Annotated in this window: 22 protein-coding genes; 9 read left to right on the top strand and 13 right to left on the bottom strand. The window is 65.8% G+C overall.

Annotation, left to right across the window (positions count from 1 at the left end; all coding sequences use genetic code 11):
* Position 1: 1 nt before the first annotated feature.
* The 4 genes from AC5Y2L_RS18655 to AC5Y2L_RS18640 form a co-directional block, all read right to left on the bottom strand.
* Entirely contained in the window at positions 2-487 is a 486-nt protein-coding gene (locus AC5Y2L_RS18655; protein ID WP_499939308.1) for an NUDIX hydrolase, read from the bottom strand.
* 5 nt (positions 488-492) lie between these two features.
* Entirely contained in the window at positions 493-1851 is a 1359-nt protein-coding gene (locus AC5Y2L_RS18650; protein WP_499939310.1) for a WS/DGAT/MGAT family O-acyltransferase, read from the bottom strand.
* Positions 1852-1998: 147 nt separating this feature from the next.
* Entirely contained in the window at positions 1999-2418 is a 420-nt protein-coding gene (locus tag AC5Y2L_RS18645) for a hypothetical protein (protein WP_499944277.1), read from the bottom strand.
* Positions 2419-2528: 110 nt separating this feature from the next.
* The gene (locus tag AC5Y2L_RS18640) at positions 2529-3389 is read right to left on the bottom strand and encodes an SDR family oxidoreductase (RefSeq protein ID WP_499939312.1); all 861 of its coding nucleotides are present in this window, start codon (positions 3387-3389) and stop codon (positions 2529-2531) included.
* A gap of 186 nt (positions 3390-3575) precedes the next feature.
* Here AC5Y2L_RS18640 and AC5Y2L_RS18635 point away from each other — a divergent pair, with 186 nt between their 5' ends.
* Positions 3576-4658 (top strand): NAD(P)H-dependent amine dehydrogenase family protein, encoded by a 1083-nt coding sequence (locus AC5Y2L_RS18635; protein WP_499939314.1) that lies wholly within the window; start codon positions 3576-3578, stop codon positions 4656-4658.
* Complete coding sequence (locus AC5Y2L_RS18630) at positions 4655-5248, top strand: TetR/AcrR family transcriptional regulator (protein ID WP_499939316.1); 594 nt, start codon at positions 4655-4657, stop codon at positions 5246-5248. The genes AC5Y2L_RS18635 and AC5Y2L_RS18630 overlap by 4 nt, the downstream gene beginning before the upstream one ends.
* Before the next feature lie 98 nt (positions 5249-5346).
* Here AC5Y2L_RS18630 and AC5Y2L_RS18625 read toward each other — a convergent pair whose 3' ends face one another.
* Positions 5347-5715 (bottom strand): hypothetical protein, encoded by a 369-nt coding sequence (locus AC5Y2L_RS18625; protein ID WP_499944294.1) that lies wholly within the window; start codon positions 5713-5715, stop codon positions 5347-5349.
* Between the two features lie 119 nt (positions 5716-5834).
* Positions 5835-6101, bottom strand: a complete 267-nt coding sequence (locus tag AC5Y2L_RS18620; RefSeq protein ID WP_499938967.1) for an FAD-dependent oxidoreductase — start codon at positions 6099-6101, stop codon at positions 5835-5837.
* Between the two features lie 57 nt (positions 6102-6158).
* On the opposite strand from AC5Y2L_RS18620, the gene AC5Y2L_RS18615 reads away from it, so the two are divergent.
* The 3 genes from AC5Y2L_RS18615 to AC5Y2L_RS18605 all read left to right on the top strand — a co-directional run bounded on the left by AC5Y2L_RS18615 (position 6159) and on the right by AC5Y2L_RS18605 (position 12373).
* Complete coding sequence (locus AC5Y2L_RS18615) at positions 6159-7043, top strand: PfkB family carbohydrate kinase (protein WP_499938954.1); 885 nt, start codon at positions 6159-6161, stop codon at positions 7041-7043.
* Positions 7044-7154: 111 nt separating this feature from the next.
* Positions 7155-11054 (top strand): Pls/PosA family non-ribosomal peptide synthetase, encoded by a 3900-nt coding sequence (locus AC5Y2L_RS18610; protein WP_499938953.1) that lies wholly within the window; start codon positions 7155-7157, stop codon positions 11052-11054.
* Complete coding sequence (locus tag AC5Y2L_RS18605) at positions 11051-12373, top strand: M1 family metallopeptidase (protein WP_499938952.1); 1323 nt, start codon at positions 11051-11053, stop codon at positions 12371-12373. Before AC5Y2L_RS18610 ends, AC5Y2L_RS18605 begins: the two co-directional genes overlap by 4 nt.
* Here the strand turns inward: AC5Y2L_RS18605 and AC5Y2L_RS18600 are convergent.
* The 3 genes from AC5Y2L_RS18600 to AC5Y2L_RS18590 are packed head-to-tail and all read right to left on the bottom strand — an operon-like array spanning position 12363 to position 15092.
* Complete coding sequence (locus AC5Y2L_RS18600) at positions 12363-12749, bottom strand: DUF2237 family protein (protein ID WP_499938951.1); 387 nt, start codon at positions 12747-12749, stop codon at positions 12363-12365. The two genes, AC5Y2L_RS18605 and AC5Y2L_RS18600, sit on opposite strands and share 11 nt — an antisense overlap.
* Before the next feature lie 56 nt (positions 12750-12805).
* Positions 12806-13975 carry a fatty acid desaturase family protein gene (locus AC5Y2L_RS18595; RefSeq protein ID WP_499938950.1) on the bottom strand — a complete coding sequence of 390 codons (1170 nt, stop codon included), beginning with the start codon at positions 13973-13975 and terminating at the stop codon, positions 12806-12808.
* 22 nt (positions 13976-13997) lie between these two features.
* Positions 13998-15092: a ferredoxin reductase gene (locus tag AC5Y2L_RS18590; RefSeq protein ID WP_499938948.1), complete on the bottom strand. Its 1095-nt coding sequence runs from the start codon at positions 15090-15092 to the stop codon at positions 13998-14000.
* 84 nt (positions 15093-15176) lie between these two features.
* On the opposite strand from AC5Y2L_RS18590, the gene AC5Y2L_RS18585 reads away from it, so the two are divergent.
* Positions 15177-16379, top strand: a complete 1203-nt coding sequence (locus AC5Y2L_RS18585; RefSeq protein WP_499938947.1) for a PucR family transcriptional regulator — start codon at positions 15177-15179, stop codon at positions 16377-16379.
* Between the two features lie 76 nt (positions 16380-16455).
* On the opposite strand, the gene AC5Y2L_RS18580 is transcribed toward AC5Y2L_RS18585, so the two are convergent.
* From AC5Y2L_RS18580 to AC5Y2L_RS18565, 4 genes are read right to left on the bottom strand one after another with little or no spacing between them, the layout of a single operon-like run.
* Positions 16456-17415, bottom strand: coding sequence for an LLM class flavin-dependent oxidoreductase (locus tag AC5Y2L_RS18580; RefSeq protein ID WP_499938945.1), 960 nt, complete (start codon positions 17413-17415; stop codon positions 16456-16458).
* A gap of 6 nt (positions 17416-17421) precedes the next feature.
* The gene (locus AC5Y2L_RS18575; protein WP_499938943.1) at positions 17422-17886 is read right to left on the bottom strand and encodes a VOC family protein; all 465 of its coding nucleotides are present in this window, start codon (positions 17884-17886) and stop codon (positions 17422-17424) included.
* On the bottom strand, positions 17883-19121 hold the full coding sequence (locus AC5Y2L_RS18570; RefSeq protein ID WP_499938941.1) for an MBL fold metallo-hydrolase: 1239 nt from the start codon (positions 19119-19121) through the stop codon (positions 17883-17885). Before AC5Y2L_RS18570 ends, AC5Y2L_RS18575 begins: the two co-directional genes overlap by 4 nt.
* A 14-nt stretch (positions 19122-19135) precedes the next feature.
* Positions 19136-20410: a sulfotransferase family protein gene (locus tag AC5Y2L_RS18565; RefSeq protein WP_499938939.1), complete on the bottom strand. Its 1275-nt coding sequence runs from the start codon at positions 20408-20410 to the stop codon at positions 19136-19138.
* Positions 20411-20594: 184 nt separating this feature from the next.
* Here AC5Y2L_RS18565 and AC5Y2L_RS18560 point away from each other — a divergent pair, with 184 nt between their 5' ends.
* The 3 genes from AC5Y2L_RS18560 (at position 20595) to AC5Y2L_RS18550 (ending at position 23146) form a co-directional block, all read left to right on the top strand.
* The gene (locus AC5Y2L_RS18560; RefSeq protein WP_499938938.1) at positions 20595-20999 is read left to right on the top strand and encodes a YbjQ family protein; all 405 of its coding nucleotides are present in this window, start codon (positions 20595-20597) and stop codon (positions 20997-20999) included.
* Between the two features lie 55 nt (positions 21000-21054).
* Positions 21055-21618, top strand: coding sequence for a hypothetical protein (locus AC5Y2L_RS18555; RefSeq protein WP_499938936.1), 564 nt, complete (start codon positions 21055-21057; stop codon positions 21616-21618).
* Between the two features lie 364 nt (positions 21619-21982).
* Entirely contained in the window at positions 21983-23146 is a 1164-nt protein-coding gene (locus tag AC5Y2L_RS18550; protein WP_499938935.1) for a glycoside hydrolase 5 family protein, read from the top strand.

Raw genomic sequence — 23146 nt, 5'->3', positions numbered from 1 at the left:
GTCAGGCACCCTCACTTAAGCCCGTCACATCCGGAAGCGCCATCAATCGATCCAGCAACGCCCGCTGGCCCTTGAGCAACTTGGCGCGTGCTTGCGCCACCGGAAACCAGCCGACCCGGTCCACCTCGGGGAACTCCCGTATCCGTCCCGAGCCCTTGGGCCACTCCAGTTCGAAGGTGTTGCTGCGGGCTTCGGTGATGTCGAGGTCCGCCCCGACGGCGAACGCGGTGACCACCTTGCCGCTGGGTTGTTTCAGCGGATCGAAATCGATGCGCGGCCCGGGCGGGACCGGCAGCCCCAGTTCTTCGGAAAATTCGCGCTGCGCTGCGCCCCAGGGATCGTCGCCGTCGTCGTACTCCCCTTTCGGGATGGACCACGCCCCGTCGTCCTTACGGGCCCAGAACGGGCCACCCGGATGTGCGATCAGGACTTCGACGACACTCTCACGCACGCGGTACAACAGCAGCCCCGCGCTGAGCTTCGGCATGGGCTTCAGACCCCGACGGCGCGCTCCAGGTCTTTCAGCGACGTTTCCAGGTGCACCAGCAGCCGTTGCAGATGCGGCACGCTGCGGCGACATCCGACCAGGCCGAAATCGAGGTTGCCCGCGTTGTTGACCAGGGTGATGTTCAAGGCTTGTCCGTCCGGGATCGCCGACAGTGGGTAGCTGCCATCCAGCCTGGCGCCGCCGTAGTACATCTGCTCCGCCAGTCCCGGCACATTGGAGATGACCAGATTGAACGGCGGCGGCGTCGACGCGACGAAGCCCGGGACACCGGTGAGCGCCAGCGGCGCCATGCTCAGCGCCGACAACGCCAGCACCTGCAGCCGCGGGAGTTCGGAGAAGACCTTCTTGTTGCCGCGCATCGAGGCGCTTATCGCCGCGATCCGGTCCGCCGGGTCGTCGAGGTCGGTCGCGAGGTTGCACAGGATGCTGCCGACCATGTTGCCGCCGGCATCGGCCTCTTCCTTGGAGCGCAGGCTCACCGGAACCATGGCGATCAGCGGCGCGTCCGGCAGCGCATTCTGCTCGATCAGGTAGTAGCGCAAAGCACCGGCGCACATGGCCAGCACCGCGTCGTTGAAGCTCACCCCGGCCGCCCGCTTGACACCCAACACACGATCTGCCGACCAGGACTGCGCGGCGCAGCGGCGCGCGCCGCCGATCTTGACGTTGAACATCGTGTGCGGCGCCGTCATCGGCAGCGTCAGCTGCTGCTCGAAGAGCGCCGCGCGGGCCAGTTTTACCGTCGAAGGGGCAAGTCCCACAACCGATCCCGCCGTGTTGGCCAGTGTGCCCAGCGTGGACGAACGGCCCGACTTCGGACGCGGTCGCCGGGGCAGCGTCCACATCGCCCGCACCTCGGTGTCGTCCGGGTCGACCGACAGCGTGCGCTGCATCAGCTTCATCGCCGAAATGCCGTCGATCAGCGCGTGGTGCATCTTGCTGTACATGGCGAACCGGCCGTCGGTCAGCCCCTCCACCACGTAGAGCTCCCACAGCGGGCGATGCCGGTCGAGCAGGCTGGTATGCAGTCGGGAGGTCAACTCGAGCAGTTCGCGGACGCGGCCGGGCGACGCCAGCGCCGAGCGTCGGATGTGGTAGTCGACGTCGACCTCGTCGTCGTAGGCCCACGCCAACGGTGCGATTCCGCCCATGATCGTGGCGGGATGCTTGCGGAACGTGGGCTGGAAATCGTCGTGGGCCACCATCGCATCGGTGAACTCCCGGACGAATTCCGGGCCGGCGCCTTCCGGCGGCTCGAACAACGACAAGCCGCCCACATGCATGGGATGCTCACGTGATTCCGCCAGCAGAAATACCGAGTCAGTGGGCATCATCAATTCCATCCGCCTATTAGACCGCGATTCGGTAATGCCCGCCAGTGTGCACTCAACAGCGTTGATTCTGCGCTCAGGGCGGCAAAATGCGAGTGGGGTCAACCCTCAGCGCAGACTGAAAACCTCGCTGGCACAGCCGAATAGAACGTCGAGCCGTCACCCGACCGGTGTGATTCCGGCGTTGGAAATGGTGAAGCCGCGGCCCCCGGTGACAGTGCAGGTAACCCCGCTAGGTTCGGACCGACAGTTGAAGGGGCCGAGCCCGGCAGTTTGGCCGTAGGGCAAAGTTGCCGTGCCCTGGCCGGGATTGCCCAGGCAGTTGTCTCCCGTACATGGCTTGATTGCGCCCGCGGAGGACATGTGCACGGATTGCGGCGGCGAGTTGGTCTGGCAATACGTCCCATCGGGTATGCCACTGCCTCGCTGATAGTCGATCTCGCAGCTGATGTTGTGCGACGGCGTCAGGAACGCGCACCAGGTCGTGCTGCAGATCGGATTGTCTGCGGCGGCCCGCGGTACCTGAGGAATCACCACCAAACAGGCGAGCCCTACCACCGCGATGAGTATTCGATGCATAACGCCTCCCCGCATTAGAGGAATGTACCGCCGAACGTGTTGTGACGGCGAAAATCTGGCGATTTTTTCGCAGTGGTTGCACGCTCGGCGCGGTGACGTTAGCCCCCCGGCTATCCGAGTAATTCGGTGATGGTCTTCAGCCCCGCGTCGTAGAGCACTCCGGGTAGCATCCCGCCGTCGTGCTCGATGGTGGTTCCGTTGACGAAGTCGGCCTCTCCGCTTGCCAGAAAGACGCAGACGCGGCCCACCTCCGCCGGCTCGCCCGCGCGGCGTAAAGGCACAGCGGCGAAGTACTTTTCGCCGGTCGGGTCGTCCTTCGGCAACACGAATGCGCGGAAGTTCTCGGTCATCGTCGGGCCCAGGGCGATACAGTTGACCCGCACCTTCGGTCCCCACTCCTGGGCCAGCGACCGGGTGAGATGGTTGAGCCCGCTTTTCGCGGCGCCGTAAGAGACCAGGGTCGGCGATCCGGCAGGATGTCCAGCGCCGCTGGAGATATTGATGATGCAGCCGGTGCCGTCCTGGGTGCGCATCTGCCGGTATGCACGAATGGCGAACCACAGCGGGCTGATCAGGTTCATCTGTACGGCGTAGGCGTGAAAAAGTGCCGTGCGCTCGTAGTCGTCGTCGCTGCCGGGCGCGCCCTGGATGCGCTGGACGAGTTCGGGGATGCTCTCTGCGTGCGGCGCCGGCACGGTTCCGCCGGCATTGTTCACCAGGATGTCGATGCGGCCGTGGGTGGCCACGACATCGCCGATGAACGAGTCGATCGAGCGGTAATCGCCTTGGTCGCATACTCTTTGCGAAGCACGCGCCGCCCACTCGGCGTCGATACCCGGGATCGAGTCCAGGGGTGAGCGCGAGCAGCCAATCACCGTCGCGCCGGCGCGCAGCAGCTCATGGGCGATGCCGACGCCGACGCCCCGGCTGGTTCCGGTGACGATGGCAACCTTGCCGTCGAGCACGCTCATGCATCGGCCTCTCTTGGCGTTATTGACAGTGACTGTCATTAGGTCATAGCGTGCCAGTGCCGCCGAGCAGACGCAAAATCGCCTATTTCGGCCCCGAAATGGGGGATTTTGCGTCTGCTCGCGCCCACCTCGCGCCCACCTCGCGCCCACCGTGCGCCCGCATCGCGCCCACCTAGGAGGTCATCGATGAGTAACCCGTCCAAGCTTCGCGTCATCCAATGGGCGACCGGTGGCGTCGGGAAGGCCGCCATCGAGTGCGTACAGAACCACCCGCTGCTCGAACTGGCCGGCTGCTGGGTGCACAGCGCGGACAAGAACGGTCGCGACGTCGGCGAAATTCTCGGCACCGCCGAACTGGGCGTCACCGCAACCTCGAGCATCGACGACGTGCTGGCGCTCGACGCGGACTGCGTCATGTACAGCCCGTTGATCCCGAAAGACCAAGAGGTCATTGCGATTTTGCGGTCCGGCAAGAACGTGGTGACCCCAGTCGGCTGGGTATACCCCGACCTGAGCAACCCCGCGGTCAAAGCGCTCGCCGAGGCCGCACTCGAAGGCGGGGTTACGCTGCACGGGTCGGGCATCCACCCCGGCGGCATCACGGAGCGATTCCCGCTGATGGTGTCCTCGCTGTCGTCGGCGGTCACCCACGTGCGTGCCGAGGAGTTCTCCGACATCCGCACCTACAACGCTCCGGACGTCGTGCGCCACATCATGGGCTTCGGCGGTACCCCCGAGGCCGCCGTGCAAGGGCCGATGGCCGGCCTGCTCGAAGCAGGATTCAAGATGTCGGTCCGAATGATCGCCGACCGCATGGGTTTTCGTGTCGACCCGAATATCCGGACGACTCAGGAGATCGCAGTGGCGACCGCCGACATCGACTACGACCCGTTCCCGATCACCGCCGGCACCGTGGCCGCCCGCCGGTTCCGTTGGCAGGCCCTGGTCGACGAGAAGCCGGTCATCACGGCGGCGGTCAACTGGCTGACGGGTGAAGAGAACCTGGACCCCGGCTGGAACTTCGGCGGGCAAGGCGAGCGCTTCGAAATCGAGATCACCGGCGACCCGGATGTGAGCCTCACCTTCAAGGGCCTGCAACCGCCGACGATTGCCGAAGGGCTGCAACGCAATCCGGGAGTCGTCGCGACCGCCAACCACTGCGTCAACGCCATCCCCTACGTGTGCGCCGCCGAGCCCGGTATCAAGACCTATCTCGACCTGCCGTTGTTCGCGGGACGCCCGGCTTCCCACCTAGCAGCAACGCCGTGACCGGAGAGTCCCTGCGAGACCGCCAGCGCGCACAGATCCGCGCCGACATCCGGCGCGCGGCCTACCGACTGTTCGCCGAGCGCGGCTACGACGGGGTGACGACGGACGAAATTGCCGCTGCCGCAGGGGTTTCGCCGCGCACCCTATTCCGGCATGTGCCGTCGAAGGAGGAATTGCTACTCGCACCGGTGCGCCACGGCGGCGCGGAAGTCGTGGCACTGCTCGAGCGGCGACCGGCCGGTGAATCCCCCGATGTCGCATTGATCAACGCCATGACTACCCGGACCCGGTCCTTCGACGAATCCGACACCGAGGAGTGGCGGGCAGCGCTGCTGGTGGCACCCGGCCTGCTCGACAAACTGTCCATGCACACCGTCGCCGACAAGGAGCGGGCGACCAAGCTGGTCGCCGAACGCATGGGCGTCGACGCCGACGTCGACCTGCGTCCTGGGCTGCTGGTCCAACTTACCTTCGCTGCAGCAGATTTCGCGTTCCAGCGGTGGGTGCGCCAATCCACCGCTCATCCGCGGCCGCTGCACCGCTACGTCACCGACGCGCTCGACGCCGTCAAAAGCTCGCATTGGAGCTGAGACCGTCGATCCTGCGCCTATGGCGTGGTTTTTGTGTGAAATGACGCCATGGAGGCAGACTCGAAGGCGTCAGCGCAGACTCGGCGCGGGATGGCAAGTCAGTCGCGCTCCCACGGCGGGGCTTCATCCATCTTTTTGTAGTACTTGGCAAGGTGGCTCTTGACCCGGGGGATGTCGGCCTTGGGCAAGTCGATGCCGCCACGAGCGCCGTTCATAATCGCGCCGGCGATCATCACCCCGCGCGGTACCACTTTCAGCTCGCCGCCGATCACGTCGGCGATGAGCAGCTTGTGTGCGGTGAAGTTGGACTTGTTGGCGGAGTCGTACCACACGTGGGCGCCCCGATATTTCTGATTCGGCGCTTCCTGGGCGCCGGCCCACTTGCGCACGCGTTTTTCCGCTGCGGCGCCGTCCCACTTGCGGCGGCGGTCGGCCAACGGCAGATCCTTGAATGCTGTCACTGACATGTCTGTCGCCTGCCCGTTGTCGACGGAGATAAACACTCCCGCCGTCAATAGGGGTAGCGCGCCTGCAGTATGACGATGTCGGTCACCAGCTAGATGCCTCGGGGGGCAAGCCCGCATCGTCACACAGCCGCAAGGATTTCGTCGGCGGCACGACGCCCAGACGTGATCGCGCCGTCCATGTAGCCGCTCCACACCTGAGCCGTCTCCGCTCCGGCCCAGTGAATGCGGCCGACCGGAGCGGCCAGCGCCTTGCCGTATTGCGTCAACGCACCGGCTCCGAGTCGGCCGCCGTAGCAGCCTCGGGTGAATTCCTCTGCCGCCCAATCTTGTTCGACGAGCGGATTCGACGTATGGCATCGGACTCCCGTCTCGGCCGCCCACTGGATGCGGCCACGGTAGCCCACATGGGAATACACCCGGTCAAAACGGGCAACAGTAGCCCCATGAGTGTTGTGGTGATCGGCCAGATCGGGCGCGACTTGGTCTTGCGCACCGACGGGCCACCCGCGGCAAGTGAGTCCACCACGGTGCTGCAGCGCAAAGAGCTGCTCGGCGGCAAGGGCGCCAATCAAGCGGTGGGTCTTGCCCAGCTCGGGGTACCGGTCGCGCTGATCGGCGTGGTCGGCGACGACTTCGCCGGAAACATGGTGCTGCAACAAGCGGAGGACGACGGCATCGACATCGGCGGCGTCGTGCGCCGGGGCACGACGGCCCTGCTGATCGACATCGTCGGCGAGCCACCCAAGCGGCTGCTGTTGGAGCACGTGCCGGAAGCCTCGTTGGTGCAGGTGGCCGACCTCGATCAGGCGTCGTCGTTGCTGGACACCGCGGATACGGTGTCGATTCAGTTGCAGCAGCCCGGGGCGACAGCGCTGGCCGCAGCGCAGCGGGCACAGCGGCGCGGCCTGCGCGTGGTCGCCGACGGTGCGCCGCCGCCCGGTATCCAAGACGAGCTGCTTGCTGCGGTGGACGCGATCCGGGCCGACGCCACCGAGGCCGCGCTTCTCGCCGGCAAAGAGGTCACCACGCTGGAGCAGGCGACCAAGCTGGCAAACCACTTGTTGAAGTGCGGGCCGAAGCTGGTCGCGCTCGCCGTTCCCGATGAAGGCGACCTACTCGTCTGGAATGGGGGCAGTGAGCTGTTCGAATTCTCGGACGTGGAGGTGGTAGATCCAACCGGTGCCGGTGATGCGTTCGTGGCCGGCCTTATCGCGGCCCTGCGTGACGGCGCGGGCCCTCAGCAAGCGGGTAAGCGGGCCGCCGCGGCCGCCAGTTCCACGGTGCAGCGCCTGGGCGGACGACCGGACCTGACCGCATTGGCGTCCTAGCCTGGCGTTGGCTTTGCGCTGAGGGCGCGGGCTACTCGAAGTTTTGCGCCCAGGATGCAGAGTCAGCCGTGCCTGACGGTCGAAACGCCGCGACTTGAGTATTTTCGTCTGGTGGCGCAGATACCAGCGCAATACCTCTTGGCGCCCGACGCGCCGAGTCCACGCACACTCATCGACATCCTCCACGAAACCGCCGCACGCTACCCCGACGCCGCGGCCATCGACGACGGCATCGTGCAACTCACCTACAGCGAGCTGATCAGCGATATCGAGGACAGCGTGGTCTGGTTGGCCGCGCGGGGTATCGGTCGCGGCGATCGGATCGGCATCCGGATGCCGTCGGGAACCTATGCGCTGTACGTCGCGATCCTGGCGACGCTGGCCACCGGGGCGGCCTACGTGCCGGTCGACGCCGACGACCCCGACGAACGCGCGGAATTGGTGTTCGCTGAGGCCAACGTCGTCGCGGTCATCACCGAGGGCGGGCTGATGAGGGGCCCGGGCTCGTCGCGGGGCTGGCGCGCGGTAGCGCCACTGGCCCGAGACGACGCCTGGATCATCTTCACGTCCGGGTCCACCGGCACGCCGAAGGGCGTGGCCGTCACGCACCGCAGCGCCGCCGCGTTCGTCGACGCCGAAGCGCGAATGTTTCTGCAGCACAACCCGATTGGGCCCGGCGATCGGGTACTGGCCGGATTGTCAGTGGCTTTCGACGCGTCCTGCGAGGAGATGTGGCTGGCCTGGCGGCACGGCGCATGCCTGGTGCCCGCGCCTCGATCGCTGGTGCGCAGCGGCGTGGACCTGGGACCGTGGCTGGTCACCCGTGACGTGACCGTGGTGTCGACGGTGCCGGCATTGGCATCGCTGTGGCCGGCCGAGGCGCTGGAAGCGGTGCGGCTGTTGATCTTTGGCGGCGAGGCATGCCCGCCGGAACTTGCCGAGCGGCTCGCGGTCGAGGGGCGCGAGGTGTGGAACACCTACGGCCCCACCGAGGCGACTGTGGTGGCGTGCGCGGCCAGGCTCGACGGTCGCGGGCCGATCAGCATCGGGTTGCCATTGCCGGGCTGGAACCTCGCCGTCGTCGACCCGGACGGATGGCCGGTCGACTATGGCGAGGTCGGCGAGCTGGTCATCGGCGGCGTCGGGCTGGCCCGCTACCTGGACAAGGACAAGGACGCCGAGAAGTACGCGCCGATGCCGACGCTGGACTGGCCGCGCGCCTACCGCAGCGGTGATCTGGTGCGACTGGAACGCGACGGGCTGTATTTCTGCGGCCGCAGCGACGACCAGGTCAAGGTGGGTGGCCGTCGCATCGAGCTCGGTGAAGTCGACTCCGCACTGGTCAACCTGCCCGGGGTGAGCGGCGCCGCAGCCGCGGTGCGCCAAAATGCCGGGACGCCCATGCTGGTCGGGTATCTGGTCAGCGCGGATCCGTCGTTCGATCTTGACCGGGCCCGCAAGCAGCTCGCCGAGCACCTGCCCGCCGCGTTGGTGCCCCGCTTGGTCCGAATCGAGGAGCTGCCGACTCGCACGTCGGGCAAGGTGGACCGGGATGCGCTGCCCTGGCCACCACCGGGCGGCAGCGACGCGGAAGACCATGGTTTGAGCGGCTCGGCGGGCCGGCTGGCCAGGCTGTGGCAGGACCTGCTGGGCACCCCAGTTCCTGGTGCGGAGGCCGATTTCTTCGCGCTCGGCGGCGGATCGCTGGCCGCCGCCCAGCTGGTCGCCACGCTGCGCCACGAATATCCGCAGATCACCGTCGCCGACCTGTACGACCATCCGCGGCTCGGCTCCCTCGCCGCATTCCTCGACGAGCTGGAACCGCCGCCGCGCACCGCCGAACGGGTGGTGCGACCGACACCCCGACTGACCCAGCTGATCCAGTGCGTGGCCGGGGTTCCGCTGGCTTCGCTGGCGGCGCTGCAGTGGGTGACGTGGTTGGCGCTGGGCAACGACGTCGCGCGCGCTTTGCATCTGGTGCCGTGGACCGTGCCGGTGAACTGGGGCGTGGTCGCGGCCGGGCTGTTGGTGTTCGTGACGCCGATGGGCCGGATGGGTATCGCCGTGCTGTTCGCCCGCATGCTGCTGTGGAATGTCCAGCCGGGCAGCTATCCCCGCGGCGGCTGGGTGCATCTGCGGGTGTGGTTCGCCGAGCGGCTAGCCGAGGCCAGCGGCGCCGAGAATCTGGCCGGCGCCCCGTGGCTGGTGTACTACGCCCGTGCGTTGGGCGCCAATATCGGCAAGGGCGTCGATCTGCATTCGATGCCGCCCGTCACGGGTTTGCTGACGCTGGGCCACCGCAGCGCCGTCGAGCCCGAGGTGGATCTGAGCGGGCATTGGATCGACGGCGACGTGTTCCACATCGGCAGAATCACGATCGGCGACGACGCGACGATCGCCGCGCGGACCACGCTGCTGCCCGGCGCGGTGGTCGGCAAGAACGCCGACGTGGCACCGGGTTCGGGCGTGGTCGACAAGATCAAGAACGGCCAGTACTGGAAGGGTTCGCCGGCGGTCAAATCGGGCAAGGCCCACCACCCCTGGCCGGACGAACGTCCGGCCCGCAGAAGCCGCTGGGTCGCCGTGTACGGGGTGACGTCGCCGCTGCTCGCTGCGCTGCCGCTGGTGGCGGTGGTGAGCGGCTTGGCGGTGATCGCGGCGGCTGTCCAGCACACCCGCCGCCTGTCGGAGGCGATTTGGCCGGCGTTGCTGTGGACACCCGTCGCAGCAGGTGCCGCACTGGCGACATATGCGGTTCTGACGGTCGTCGGGGTGCGGCTGTTGTCGATCGGGTTGCGCGAGGGCTACCACCCGGTGCGCAGCCGAGCCGGCTGGCAGCTGTGGGCCACCGAGCGACTGATGGACGGCGCGCGCAACTACCTGTTTCCGCTGTACGCGAGCATGCTGACGCCAAGCTGGCTGCGGCTGCTCGGCGCGAAAGTGGGCCGCGGCACCGAGATCTCCACGGTGTTGCTGATTCCCAAGTTCACCGTGATCGAGGACGGCGCTTTCCTGGCCGACGACACCATGGTCGCGTCCTATGAGCTTGGCGGGGGGTGGATCTACGCCGCCAAGACGACCGTGGGCAGGCGCGCATTCCTGGGCAACTCAGGCATCACCCAGCCGGGCCGACGCGTTCCCGACGAGGGGCTGGTCGCGGTGCTCTCGGCGACGCCGCCCAAGGCCAAGCGCGGGTCGTCCTGGCTGGGCAGCCCGCCGATGCGGTTACGCCGGCGACCGGCCGAGGCGGACGAGCAAACGACGTACGACCCGCCGACGCGGTTGAAGGTGATGCGCGCCGGGGTAGAGGTCTGCCGGGTGCTGGCGGTCTTCGCGACGGTTACGATCGGCTTGGCAGTGCTTGGTGTATTACAAGCAATAGCAAGGCTTTTCGGCATGTGGTGGGCTGCTGGATGTGGCGGTGTGGTGCTGCTGGCGGCGGGCGCGACCGCGGGCGTCATCACGGTGGCGGCGAAATGGCTTGTGGTGGGCCATATTCGGGCTGGGGAATTTCCGCTATGGTCATCGTTCGTCTGGCGCAACGAGGTCGCCGATACGTTCGTCGAGACCGTCGCCGCGCCATGGTTTGCCCGGGCGGCCAGCGGGACGCCGGTGCTGAACCTGTGGCTGCGCGCGCTCGGTGCTCGCGTCGGACGCGGTACGTGGTGCGAAAGCTATTGGCTGCCTGAGGCCGACCTCGTCACGCTGGGCGACGGCTGCACCGTCAACCGCGGCTGCGTGGTCCAGACCCACTTGTTCCACGACCGGATCATGCGCATGGACACGGTCGTGCTGGAACCCGGCGCGACCCTGGGCCCGCATTGCGTCGCGCTGCCCGCGGCCCGGGTGGGCTCCGGCGCGACCGTGGGTCCGGCGTCACTGGTGGTGCGCGGCGACGAGGTCCCTCCGTCGACCCGCTGGCAGGGCAACCCGATCAGGCCGTGGAACCCGCCGCGCAAGAAGGGGGCCCGCAGGCCGCCGCGCGAAGGCGTGCGGGATACCGCGGCGTGAAGGCCAACGGTAAGCCGCCCCGGCCGGTGATCGACGAGTACCTGCCGAACAACGGCGATCCCGGCTACCAGGTGTCGCGCTACGAATTGGACTTGGAATACAAGGTCGGCATCAACCGGCTCAAAGGATCGGCGACGATCACCGCGGTGACGCTGATCGAGCTGCAACAGCTGAGCCTCGACCTGGCCGATGCCTTGTCGGTGTCGAAGGTGTGGGTCAACGGCAGCCGGGCCGAGCACTTCTCTTGTCGCGACGGCAAATTGCGCATCCGGCTGGCCGCGAAGGTGTCGACCGGAACGGCCCTCTCACTCGTCGTGCACTACCACGGCTCTCCCCGGCCGACCCGGTCGCTTTGGGGTGACGTCGGTTTCGAGGAGCTGACCGATGGCGTGTTGGTGGCCGGGCAGCCCAACGGCGCGCCGACCTGGTTCCCGTGCAACGACCATCCGGGGGCCAAGGCCGCCTACCGCATTCAGGTCAGCGCCGAGAGCCGGTATCGGGTGGTGGCCAACGGCAAGTTGGTGTCGCGGCGGGTCCGCGCCTCGCAGACGGTGTGGGTTTACGAACAACCGGAGCCGACCTCGACTTACCTGGCCACCCTGCAGATCGGCGTCTACGCCACGGCGCGGCTGGCCTCTGCGCCGGTGCCGATCAAGGCGGTGTTGCCCGAGCGACTTCGTCGCGACTTCGAGCATGACTTCGCCCGCCAGGCGCAGATGGCCGAGCTGTTCATCGAGTTGTTCGGGCCGTATCCGCTGGCGAACGGTTACACCGTGGTCGTCACCGACGATCCCTTGGAGATACCCCTTGAAGCGCAAGGTATTTCGATATTCGGCGCCAACCATTGCGACGGCACCGGCGACAGCGAGCGACTGATCGCGCATGAGCTGGCCCACCAGTGGTTCGGCAACTCGGTGACCGCGCGGCGCTGGCGCGACATCTGGCTGCATGAGGGATTCGCGTGCTATGCCGAATGGCTGTGGTCCGAAAACAGCGGCGGCCCAAGCACTGACACGCTGGCGCGGCGCTACCACGAACAGTTGGCGGAGAAGACCCAGGACTTGCTGCTGACCGACCCCGGGCCGCGTCGGATGTTCGACGACCGCGTGTACAAGCGCGGCGCCTTGGCACTGCACGCGCTGCGCGGACGGCTGGGCGACGAGAAATTCTTTGCCCTGCTGAAGGATTGGACCACGCGGTATCGTCATTCCACCGTCGTCACCGACGACTTCACCGGCCTGGCCGCCAATTACGCCGCCGAATCGCTGCGGACGTTGTGGGATGCCTGGCTGTACTCGACCGAAGTGCCTACAGATTAGCGAGATCGTCGGGGACGTCGACCTTGTGCTCCAGCAGCGCCTCGAGGGGCACCACCTCGAGGGTGCGTTGGTTGGTGGACGCCAATACCACTGGCGCGGCGCAGCCGTCGTTATGGGCCCGCAGCCAGTTCAAGGCGGTGACGCACCAACGGTCGCCCGGCAGCAGTCCGGGAAAGCGGTACTCGGGCACCGGGGTCAGCAGGTCGTTGCCGATGGAACGCTGATGCTCCAGGAACTCGGCCGTTACCACCACGCAGATCGTGTGCCTACCGATATCCTCGGGTCCGCTCGAGCAGCAGCCATCGCGGTAAAAGCCGGTGAGCGGGTCGGTACCGCAAGGTTCCAGCGGGCCACCCAGCACGTTGCGATCAACCACTCATCCAGTATTGCGCTGCAGACGCGATCTTTGAAGCGATACTGTTGGAGCGCCGGTTATGCCGCTGCCGCCCAAGCACTCGGCTTACCAAGGACAGCACGCGCGACCGTTGCCGGAGAAAGTGCGGTGGTCGCCTTGCGGGCGAAGTCGTTGGGCAGGGAGAGCCGAAAAATCTTCTTCCATGCCGAGCCAACCTGTTTCAACAAGGGACCACTGGTGTAGGTGAGTCCGTAACGCTCGAAGAGGTCCTGCACTTTCGGCGCTATCTCCTGGTAGCGATTGCTGGGCAGATCGGGGTAGAGGTGGTGCTCGATCTGGTACGACAGGTTACCGGTCATGAAGTGCATCAGCGGGCTGCCGCTGATGTTGGCCGAGCCGAGCATCTGCCGCAGATACCACTGGCCCCGCGTCTCATCGACGATGGAAGTTTTCTCGAACGTCTGGACGCCCTCGGGAAAATGCCCGCACATGATCACCGAGTGGGTCCACAGGTTGCGTACTAGGTTGGCCGTGAAATTGGCAGCAAAAGTGGTGAGCGCCGCCGGACCGGACAGCAACGGGTGCAGCACATAGTCTTTGCGCACTTGCCTTCCGATTTTGGCGAGCACTTCCTTGACCTGACGCCCGAACACGTCCTTATCGGCCTCACCCTTCAGATAAGCGTCGATTTCCAAGTCATAGATGGCGATTCCGTACTGAAAGATGCACGCATTGGCGAAGTTGGTCAGCGGCTGAATCAAATAGAACGGATTCCAGGGCTGATCCTCGTCGACGCGCAGGATGCGGAAGCCGAGGTCTTGGTCCTTGCCCACCACGTTGGTGTAGAAGTGGTGCAGTTCGTTGTGTGAGTGTTTCCACATTTCCGACGGGACGGCGATGTCCCACTCCCAGGTGGTCGAGTGGATTTTGGGATCGCGCATCCAATCCCATTGACCGTGCATGACATTGTGGCCGAGCTCCATGTTCTCGACGATCTTGGAGACCGACAATCCAGCGGTGCCCAAGATCCACGCGGGCGGGAACAGCGAAAACAGAAGCAGTGCGCGGCTTGTCAATTCGAGTTTGCGGTGGCCGTCGATGACCTTGCGGATGTACGCGGCGTCGCGCTCACCGCGGCTGGCGATCACCTCGGCCCGGATGGCATCGAGTTCTACGCCGATGTCCTCAATGTCCTGGTCGCTCAGGTGCGCCGTCGGATCGTCGTGTTTGCGTTGTATAGCAGTCACTTTGGGTCGTCTCCTTCGAGGTTCAAAGATCGATGTCGCAGTCGCTGGCGGCCGCGGAGATGCAGGTCTGGATTTGGATGCCGTCGCCTTCGGCGGCGGTGGTGACGTCGCCGGTGCGCAGGTCGCGAACGGCACCCTGGCGCAGCGGTGCGACACAGCCGAAGCAGATGCCCATTCGGCAACCCGACGGCATCAATACGCCGGCGGTTTCGCCGGCATTGAGCAGAGTCTGCGAGTTTTCGGCGGCGACGACGGTCCCGGTCTTGGTGAAGGTCACGGTTCCGCCGTCGCCGGTCACCCGCACGGACGGGCGGAATCGCTCGGTGTGCAGCTGGTCGGCGCGCCCGATGGCCGCCCACCGGCGCTCGATCGCGTCGAGCAACCCGACCGGCCCGCACGCCCAGGTCTGACGGTCGGCGATGTCGTCGACGATGTCGCCCAGCCGCGTGACGTCGAGCATTCCCTCGACGTCAGTGTGCCTCTCCACCAGCCGGATTCGGCCCTGGCGAGCCAGCGTGCGCAGCTCGTCACCGAAGATCACGTCGGAGGCGGTCGGGGCGCAGTGCACGACGACGATGTCGATGTCTAGATCTGGCAGGTTGCGCAGCATGCCCATGACCGGGGTGATGCCACTGCCCGCGGTGAGAAACAGGATTTTGGCGGGTGGTCGGGCACCGAGGGTGAATTCACCCGTGGCCTGGTCGAGCTGGACCAGAGTTCCGGTGGTGGCCTTTCGGACCAGGTGGTTGCTGACGACGCCGTCCGGGATCGCCTTCACAGTGATCGCGATGCAGCCGTCGCGTCGGCCGGTTTCCGAGGTCAGCGAGTACGCCCGCCACTGGCGGACGCCGTCGACATCGATGCCGATGCGGACGTACTGGCCGGGAACATGGGTGCGCCAGCCGCGGCCGGTCTTGATCAGCACGGTGACCGCGTCACGGGTTTCGGAGCTGACGGCGATGATCCGCCCACGCAGGGCTCCACGAGAGCGCAGCGGGTCGATGATGTCGAGGTAGTCGGACGGCACCAGCGGAGTGGTCAGCCGTTCCGCGAACTGAACGACGCGTTCACGCAGCGCGCCGACAATCGTCTGGCGCGGCGCTGTCGTCGTCGTCATTCCTCAATTCTGGCTAAATTTCAGATAAATTGTTTGGTTGTGGGGCGTGAAAGCCGGGCCTCAATTTGTTCGCAGGAGACAATTATGTCGGAACCGGCATTGCGCTTCACCGGCCTCGACCTGGCCGAGGAGGTGGTCGCCGCCCTGCAGGCGGTGCTACCGAGGATGGCCGAGCGCACGGTGACCGCGGTGACACTCGAAGTACCCAGCTACGCCGATGCGTTCAGCGGACGGATGGGCCAGGTCATCGAGAACGCCGTACAAACGGCACTCGGCGCCTTTCTGCACTTGGCGGTGAGTGCGCACGGTTCGGATCCGGCCGCAACCTTGACCCCTGCCCTGGATGGGGCCTACGAACTCGGGCGGGGCGAAGCGCGCCAGGGCCGGTCCATGGACGCGCTGCTATCCGCCTACCGCGTCGGCGGCCGGGTCGCTTGGCGGGAACTGTCCGAGACCGCGGTCGCCGCCAAGATGCCGGCCGAGACGGTGGCCCGATTCGCCGAGATGGTGTTCGCGTTCATCGACGAACTGTCGGCGTCCAGCCTCGCGGGACACGCGGATGAACTGGCGACCACCGGATTGGTGCGCCAACGCTATTTGGAACGACTCGCCAGACAGTTGCTCGTCGGCGAGCCGGCGGAAATGCTGCAGTTCAGCGCCGAAAGGGCGGGTTGGCAGCCTCCGGACACATTGACCGCCGTACTGCTCGCCGACGATCAAACCCGCGGACTGGCAACACGTTTCGGCCGATCGACATTGTTGCTCACCGAGGATCTACCCGGAATTGAGCCGTCGGAGTCGTTGGCGGCGCTGTTGGTCCCCGACGTGGACGACCGCGACCGTGGGCCGCTGCGATCGGCGTTGCAGGGGCGCGGCGCGGTGCTGGGACCCGCGCGCCCGTGGATGGAGGTCGAGTCGTCGTATCGGCGGGCGCTGCGTGCGCGTGAATTGGGGATCGGCGATGACGAAGAGGTAGTCGACACCGATGAACACCTCGTCGATCTGGTGCTGACCGCGGACCGGGAAGCGGCGTTGGATTTGCGTCGGCAGATGCTGGCGCCGCTGGCGGGACTGCGGCCCAGCACCGCAGAGCGGCTGGCCGAGACATTGCGGTCCTGGCTGCTGCACCGGGGCCGGCGCGATGCCGTCGCGGCCGACCTCTACGTGCATGCACAGACGGTTCGCTACCGCATGGGCCAGCTGCGCGAACTCTACGGCGATCGGTTGAACGATCCGCAGACGATCCTCGGGCTCACCGTGGCGCTGGCGATTCGGTCCGTCGCGTAATGCGGTCCTCCGCGAGAGTGCAACTAGCAACACGTTTCCCGAGAAGCGCCGTCGCTACTTGCATTTTCGCGAACAATCACGTCAGCGCCGGCAACACCACGTCCGCCAAAAGCTGCACCGACTTCCACGCTTCGTCGACCGGCATGCCACCGACCAACGGATGCAGCACGATCGGCCCATAGTCGTCGACCTCGCGGACTTCGGCGATGAGCTGATCGGGTGTGAGGAATCGGTATCGTCCGGAAGCCTTGACTTGCTCCAGCGTTTGCACGCCGGGCAGATGCATCAAGGATCGCTCGTCGCTGGACCATCCGCCGTAAGTGACTGCCTCCCAGAGGATGTGCTCACCGAGCTCTGCCCAGGCCCGGTCGGGATCTTCGTGCAGATAGATCATTCCGCGGTTGGTTGCACCGGGCATGATGACGACGGCTTTGCGACCGGCCTCGGCACACAGCTCGTGATAGTAGGCGGCGATATCGGGTAGGTGGTCGGCCAGGCTGAGCGGCAACCCGAACCGCGCGGCCCGACGCGCCGTGGCCCGCGAACCGCCACCGACGAACAGCGGCGGATGCGGTCGCGTCCAGGTACCGGTACACACTCCCGCATCGGCCCACACCGACAGCATCCGCTCGACCAGGTTGTCCATCAGCTTGCCGCGCTGGCTGAAATCCATTCCGAGCTCGTCGTATTCGACCGGCCGATATCCCAGCCCGACCGTGGTGAGCAACCTGCCGCGGCTCATGTTGTCGACGAGTGCGATGTCTTCGGCCAGCCGGACCGGATTCCACAGCGGCCCCAACGCACAATCGACGCTTGCAACCAACCGTGTGGTGCGGGCCAGGAACATCGCGGCGGCCATGATCGGGTTGCAGCTCCATCCATGCCCGGTGGCGTGGTGCTCGTCGACACTCACCGACGTGATGCCGCGGGACTCGCCCCACTGCGCGAGTTCGAGGGCCGCATTGATCAGCTCGCTCTGCTTGCGCGGATTCCCTTGTGGCGAGCCGAAGTTGAAGCGCAGCACGGTTATCGGCATATCTGCCTAGCCCATCTGAGATTGCAGGAAGGCGGGCCAGTCGGGAAACAGCGCGCGGTCGACGATCTCGATGCGGGTACCGAATGAGTCGACGAAATACGCGAATAGCGCGAGCTCAGAGTCCGATACGGCGGCGGTGGCTTCGAAGGTGAAGCCGTTGTCCTCCAGCGCTCGGGCGGCGTCGACCAGGCTGTCGGTGAAGTAGCCGAGGTGATGAACCGAGTTGCCTGGCGCGGCCACCCAAGGACTTCCCGGCACCTCTTCGATGAGTTCGATGTGTGGGCTATCCACCGAATAGACGATTGTCGAAGTGAATTCGTGTGTCCCGGCGGCCACCGTGCGAAACGCAAGCGTATAGGACAGCGGCGTGATCCATCGGTATCCGGCCAGCGCGGTGAAGCGCGCCATCGCAGCCTCGAGGTCTGGGACCACGATGCCGGTGTGGTAGAGATCCTGGGAGCGTAGTGTCATGCGTTCCTCGCTATCTGCTGTGTGAGCCAAGCGCTTTCCCAGAAATTCGTGCTATCGGCCAGCAACTTTTCGTGGGCGGCGCGCAGTACCTCGCGCGCGCCCGGGTGCTCTTTCGGAAGCAGCTCGGCGAGATAGATGGCCTGCAGCGGACGACCGGCATCGAGGTGGGCCCGCGCCCGATCCACCAGTGCATCAGCGCCGGCCAGTTCGACCACATCGGCGCTGACGGCGTCGAAACCGACCGGGTAGAGCTCGGTCGTCGACCGGTGATGGAACCACCCCGAGTAGTTCTCCCAGACGGCACGCACATCCCAGGAGACCTTGCCGTAGCCTTGGCCCACTTCGTATTCGGCAGGCAGGGTGATCTCGCGCATCAGGGTCAGCACGTCCTTTCCGGCGTTCATCCCGGCGACGGTCTGATCGTGGATGTACTGGAGCGCGTCGCGCAGCCGGGTCAGCTCGGCATCGATGCGATCGGCTCCCGCAATGGGCTCGAAATGACCAGTCACCAGCAGCTCGGGCTGCAGATTGCGCACCCGCTCCACGGATGCGACGGCCGTCAGCGCGTCGCGGTAGCGGTCACCGCGCATGGTGACCAGGTTGGGGATGTGCCCGAACACCGGACCGAACACGTTGCCACACAGACAAATTCGCTCTTCGGGTAACCACACCACCAGCGAGTCGGTGGTCTCCCCGCCGGGCACCGAGATCAGCTCCAGCCGTCGACCGCCCAGCTCGACGGTGAGCGTGTCCTCGAAGTCGAGATCCACCGTCGGGATGCTCTGGCCGGGCAGGCGCTTGGTGCCGAGCCGTCGTTGGATGGCCTGGATGCCGGCCGCCAGCGTGTCCTTGAAGGCAAACGCGCTGCGGCTGGCCCGATACGGCATGAGGCGCTCGTTGTCGTCGCGCCACAGCGTCCAGTTCGCCTGTGCGACAACAGTTGTGTCCGGATCGCGGACGCTGTCCAAGCCGCCGACGTGGTCGACGTGGCCTTGGGTGAAGATGATGTAACGCACCGGCGATGAGTCGACGGCGTCGAAGTTGGCGCGATGTACCGGACCCTCGAAGCCCATCCCGGTATTCACGATCACCCGTCCGTCGCTGGTGGTCAGCAGGTAGGTGTTCGACAGACCCGGTGAGCACCACAGCCCCGCAGCGAGCTGCTGTGCCCGGTCGGCGGAGGCGGGGCGAATAGCGTCGGCGCCGGGACGGGTGCGATAGATCGGTTCGAACATCGCTGGGATCTCCTTCATTCGGCACGGACGTCAAACCGATCGAAGTAAAAGCCGAATCGCTCGCGGAGTTCGTCGGCGGAGACGCCGAAGTGCCGTTGCAACTGGTAGCGGATGCGGCCGTGTTTGCCGCGCGGGTTGTCGTCGAGATATTGCTGGAACCGTCCGCGCACCTGCGGTGTCAATTCGACTCCGGCGCGCCGGTAAAGCTCTTCCAGCAACGGCATTTCGTTGCCGTTGAGGCGATGGAAGCTGATGTCGATGCTGCGCGCCGCCGGAACCAGGTCGCGGTCCCGGACACACGCGCTCAGCAGGCGATACACTCGGTCGGTCCAGTAGTCCAGCAGCCAGCCCGGGTCGATGCTGGTGCGACGCAGCCGGTCGGAATAGGCCATCATGGTGATCGCCGACTGGATCACCGCGACAGGATCGCGGTGGGTGAACGCCACGGTCGCGTCGGGAAAGGTTGCCATCAGCGGGCCGAGCTGCTCACAGTGTTGCGGGCTCTTGAGCACCCAGGTCCGTGGCCCGCGCAGGAACGTCAAGGCCTGCAACACTTTTCGCATGTAGCGGTAGTGCCGGGTCTGGTCCAGTCGCAGATAGTAGTCACGCCAGCCGGGTACTCGGGCATGCCATTCCAGGACGTAACCGGCCAAATCCAGGTCGAGGAGTTCGACTTCCTCCTCGATCGCCTCGGGAAACCGGTCGTGCATGGCAGCCACCGCCGGTGCACTGGCCATCAGCGCGTCGTGTTCGGCTTTGGCCCGCGCGTAGCGTGGGTCGATGCCGAAGATGTCGGGGCCCTGACCGGGTGCGGGTATCGGTTCTTGGCTCTCCCAGTAGGGCAGCGCGCGCCGTCGCGGGTCGGCCGCAACGAGATTCACCAGATGTGTGGTGCCCGACCGCGGCATGCCGACCACGACAATGGGCCGCTCGATCGGGATGGACTCGATTTCGGGGTACCGCTTGACGAGGTCGGTCAACGACAACCGGTTCCGCAGCAGTCGAACCACCCGTTGGCGCAACGACGAGCGCGCCAGCTGGGTCAGCCCGTCGTCGGCTTCGATCGCGGCCACGTGTGTGCTCAGACGGTCACCGAAGCCGTCGGTGTCATCCAGATCGTCGGCGCCAGCCTGCGCAACGGCCTCGGCCAGCATTGTGTCGATGTCGAAGTCGACCTGTTTGGTTTCGGTGTACTGCAGAATCTGACGTTGGATGTCGGTCAGCTTGGGTGACGTCAGGTCGTCGAAGTCAAGGTCGGCGTCCTGGATTTCGTGGCCCGCTGACCTCACCCGACCTCCTCGACCTGGCTTGGGGGAATCTCACACCGACGCTAGTCGCGGCCATCACCCGTCGTTACTCCACCTCCCGCTGAGCGGAGTAGCGTGTGAACGCCACACGTGGCTGCGCTGAAACCATGCGGCGGTACCCTGCAGCGGGAACTGGCCCATTTCATCTCGGCAGAAAGGTCCTCCGGTGCTCGTTGTCACCACGAACGACATTCCCGGTTGGGAGATCCAACGGGTGTGCGGCGAAGTTTTCGGGCTCACTGTGCGATCGCGAAACGCCTTCTCGCAGATGGGTGCCAGTTTCAAATCGATGTTCGGCGGTGAGCTGCAGGGCATGACCAAGAACCTGGCCGAGAGCCGCAACGAGGCGATGAACCGGCTGATCGCCGAAGCCCGCACGAAAGGCGGAAACGCGATCGTCGCAATGCGCTTCGACACCACCGAGATCGGCGAAGTGTGGACCGAGATCTGTGCCTACGGGACCGCGGTGCAGGCCAGCCCGGTTACCGACGGCGCCCGCTATACCGCCTCGCAGCTGGGTTACGGCGGCGCACCCCAACAGCCGCAGCAGCAGCAGCGGCCCTATAGCTAATGCGATCATGTAAAGCGCCAAGCGTCCGGTAATAGGCGATCTGTACGGGGTGAACATGACCGATGCTCAAGGCGCTAATGCCGAGCTGAGTGCGAAGCGTGCTCAGTGGGAAGAATGGGCGCGCCAGCAATTCAGCGGCGACGCGGCCCAGGTCCACGCCGCCGCCGATGCGGCTCTGCGTGCGGCATTGGCGGGTGCTTCAAGCCAAGAGGCCGCCGCCGCGGCCCGAGAGGCCGCCGCCCGCGCTGGCGCCACGCCCGTGGCGGGCCCGTCCGGCGGGGGCCCGGCGGCCGCGCCGTCACCGCCCGGCGGCCCCCCGGTGCCCTCCGGTCACGACGCGCCAGTCGCGCAGCCGTCAATTCGACGACCGTGGTATCGCAAGCCAGTCGTGTTGCTGATAATCGCGGCGACAATCCTCGTTCTGATCGGTGTGGCAGTTTGGGCCATCACTTCGCGCGAGTCTGGCCCCGCTACCCCACAGACATCCGTCGTCCCGACCACCAGCACGTCCAACCCGACGACGACAACGAAGCGCACGCGGAAGCCGAGGACCACCAGCCCAACGTCGCCAACCGCGGGCGCGGCGAGCAGCGGCAGCCTGAAAATCACGATCCCGTAACAGTTTCCCGGCCGAAGCACCAACTTTCCCGATTCCGGCCCGGGCGTGCACGGACTGCCGTAATCTCACCAAACCGGTTGTCAGAAGCGGCATTAAAGGGATGCCGGACAGGGGTTGGGGGTTCCGAATGGGTTGTGTTCTGTTGGCTGCCATGGCCGGCCTCGGCGTAGTCGCACCGCCGTAGCCCAACTGCGCGGCGGCCCACTGTCGTTCCAGCTTGCGAATCCACTGCGACGCGCTTCCGCGTGTCGAAGCCCCACTTGTCCCAACGCAGTGAATACTGCTGAGTGACAACGAGATAACAATTCTCCTTCCGAGGGATTGCGAATCCAGCATGCCCGCCGGGCAACACTATCGTCGCTTCGTGCACCGTCGAACGGCCCTGAAACTGCCGCTGCTACTGGCCGTTGGCATGGCGCTGGCACAGACGCCCCGCGCCTCGGCGGAGGCGAGCCGATGGTCGACGGATCGGATCAATCGCTGGTATCAAGCGCAAGGCTGGCTTGTCGGCGCCAACTACATCACTTCCAACGCCATCAATCAGCTGGAGATGTTTCAACCGGGCACCTATGACCCTCGGCGCATCGATGCCGAGTTGGGCCTCGCCCGGGCGCACGGGTTCAACACCATGCGAGTTTTCCTGCACGATCAGCTGTGGGCGCAGGATCGTCAACGCTTCCAGCTGCGTCTTGCCCAGTTCGTCTCGATCGCGGCGCGCCACAACATCAGGCCGCTCTTCGTCCTGTTCGATTCCTGCTGGGATCCGTTGCCCAAGTCGGGGGCTCAGCGTGCGCCGACACCTGGCGTGCACAACTCGGGCTGGGTGCAGAGCCCGGGCGCCGAACGCCTCGGTGACCGCGGCTACATCGCCGTCATGCGTGACTACGTGACGGGCGTGTTGAGCCAATTCCGCAACGACAATCGGGTGCTGGGTTGGGATTTGTGGAATGAGCCGGACAATCCGGCGCGGGTGTATCGCAAGGTGGAGCGGGCCGACAAGCTGGAGCGGGTCCAGGAGCTGCTGCCGCAGGTATTCCAGTGGGCCCGTTCGGTCGATCCAGGCCAACCATTGACCAGCGGCGTATGGGACGGCACCTGGGGAGATCCGGGCCGCCGCAGCGCAATCGCCAGCATTCAGCTGGAAAACTCCGACGTGATCACCTTCCACAGCTATGCCGCGCCGGCCGAGTTCGAGAGCCGGATCGACGAGCTAGCCCCGTTGGGGCGGCCGATCCTGTGCACCGAGTACATGGCCCGGTCCCAGGGCAGCACAGTCGAAGGCATTCTGCCAATTGCCAAGCGACGCAACGTCGGTGCGATCAATTGGGGCTTCGTAGCCGGGAAAACCCAGACATATCTGCCGTGGGATTCCTGGGATCACCCGTACACCACGCCCCCGAAAGTGTGGTTCCACGACCTGCTGCAACCAGACGGACGGCCCTACCGGGACAACGAAATGCAAACGATTCGTAGCCTGACGGGCAATGCGTTGTTCGCTTCGGACCAAGCGGCCGGGCACACCCGGTAA

The sequence above is a fragment of the Mycobacterium sp. NGS66 genome, assembly GCF_059812225.1.
Note: the sequence above shows the minus strand (reverse complement) of the source record. Positions and strands in the feature narration are given on the sequence as shown.

Excerpts from the sequence above, each read along its gene's own strand:
- AC5Y2L_RS18655 (WP_499939308.1), bottom strand. The coding sequence starts at position 487 with ATGCCGAAGCTCAGCGCGGGGCTGCTGTTGTACCGCGTGCGTGAGAGT.
- AC5Y2L_RS18650 (WP_499939310.1), bottom strand. The coding sequence starts at position 1,851 with ATGGAATTGATGATGCCCACTGACTCGGTATTTCTGCTGGCGGAATCA.
- AC5Y2L_RS18645 (WP_499944277.1), bottom strand. The coding sequence starts at position 2,418 with ATGCATCGAATACTCATCGCGGTGGTAGGGCTCGCCTGTTTGGTGGTG.
- AC5Y2L_RS18640 (WP_499939312.1), bottom strand. The coding sequence starts at position 3,389 with ATGAGCGTGCTCGACGGCAAGGTTGCCATCGTCACCGGAACCAGCCGG.
- AC5Y2L_RS18635 (WP_499939314.1), top strand. The coding sequence starts at position 3,576 with ATGAGTAACCCGTCCAAGCTTCGCGTCATCCAATGGGCGACCGGTGGC.
- AC5Y2L_RS18625 (WP_499944294.1), bottom strand. The coding sequence starts at position 5,715 with ATGTCAGTGACAGCATTCAAGGATCTGCCGTTGGCCGACCGCCGCCGC.
- AC5Y2L_RS18615 (WP_499938954.1), top strand. The coding sequence starts at position 6,159 with ATGAGTGTTGTGGTGATCGGCCAGATCGGGCGCGACTTGGTCTTGCGC.
- AC5Y2L_RS18590 (WP_499938948.1), bottom strand. The coding sequence starts at position 15,092 with ATGACGACGACGACAGCGCCGCGCCAGACGATTGTCGGCGCGCTGCGT.
- AC5Y2L_RS18585 (WP_499938947.1), top strand. The coding sequence starts at position 15,177 with ATGTCGGAACCGGCATTGCGCTTCACCGGCCTCGACCTGGCCGAGGAG.
- AC5Y2L_RS18580 (WP_499938945.1), bottom strand. The coding sequence starts at position 17,415 with ATGCCGATAACCGTGCTGCGCTTCAACTTCGGCTCGCCACAAGGGAAT.
- AC5Y2L_RS18575 (WP_499938943.1), bottom strand. The coding sequence starts at position 17,886 with ATGACACTACGCTCCCAGGATCTCTACCACACCGGCATCGTGGTCCCA.
- AC5Y2L_RS18570 (WP_499938941.1), bottom strand. The coding sequence starts at position 19,121 with ATGTTCGAACCGATCTATCGCACCCGTCCCGGCGCCGACGCTATTCGC.
- AC5Y2L_RS18555 (WP_499938936.1), top strand. The coding sequence starts at position 21,055 with ATGACCGATGCTCAAGGCGCTAATGCCGAGCTGAGTGCGAAGCGTGCT.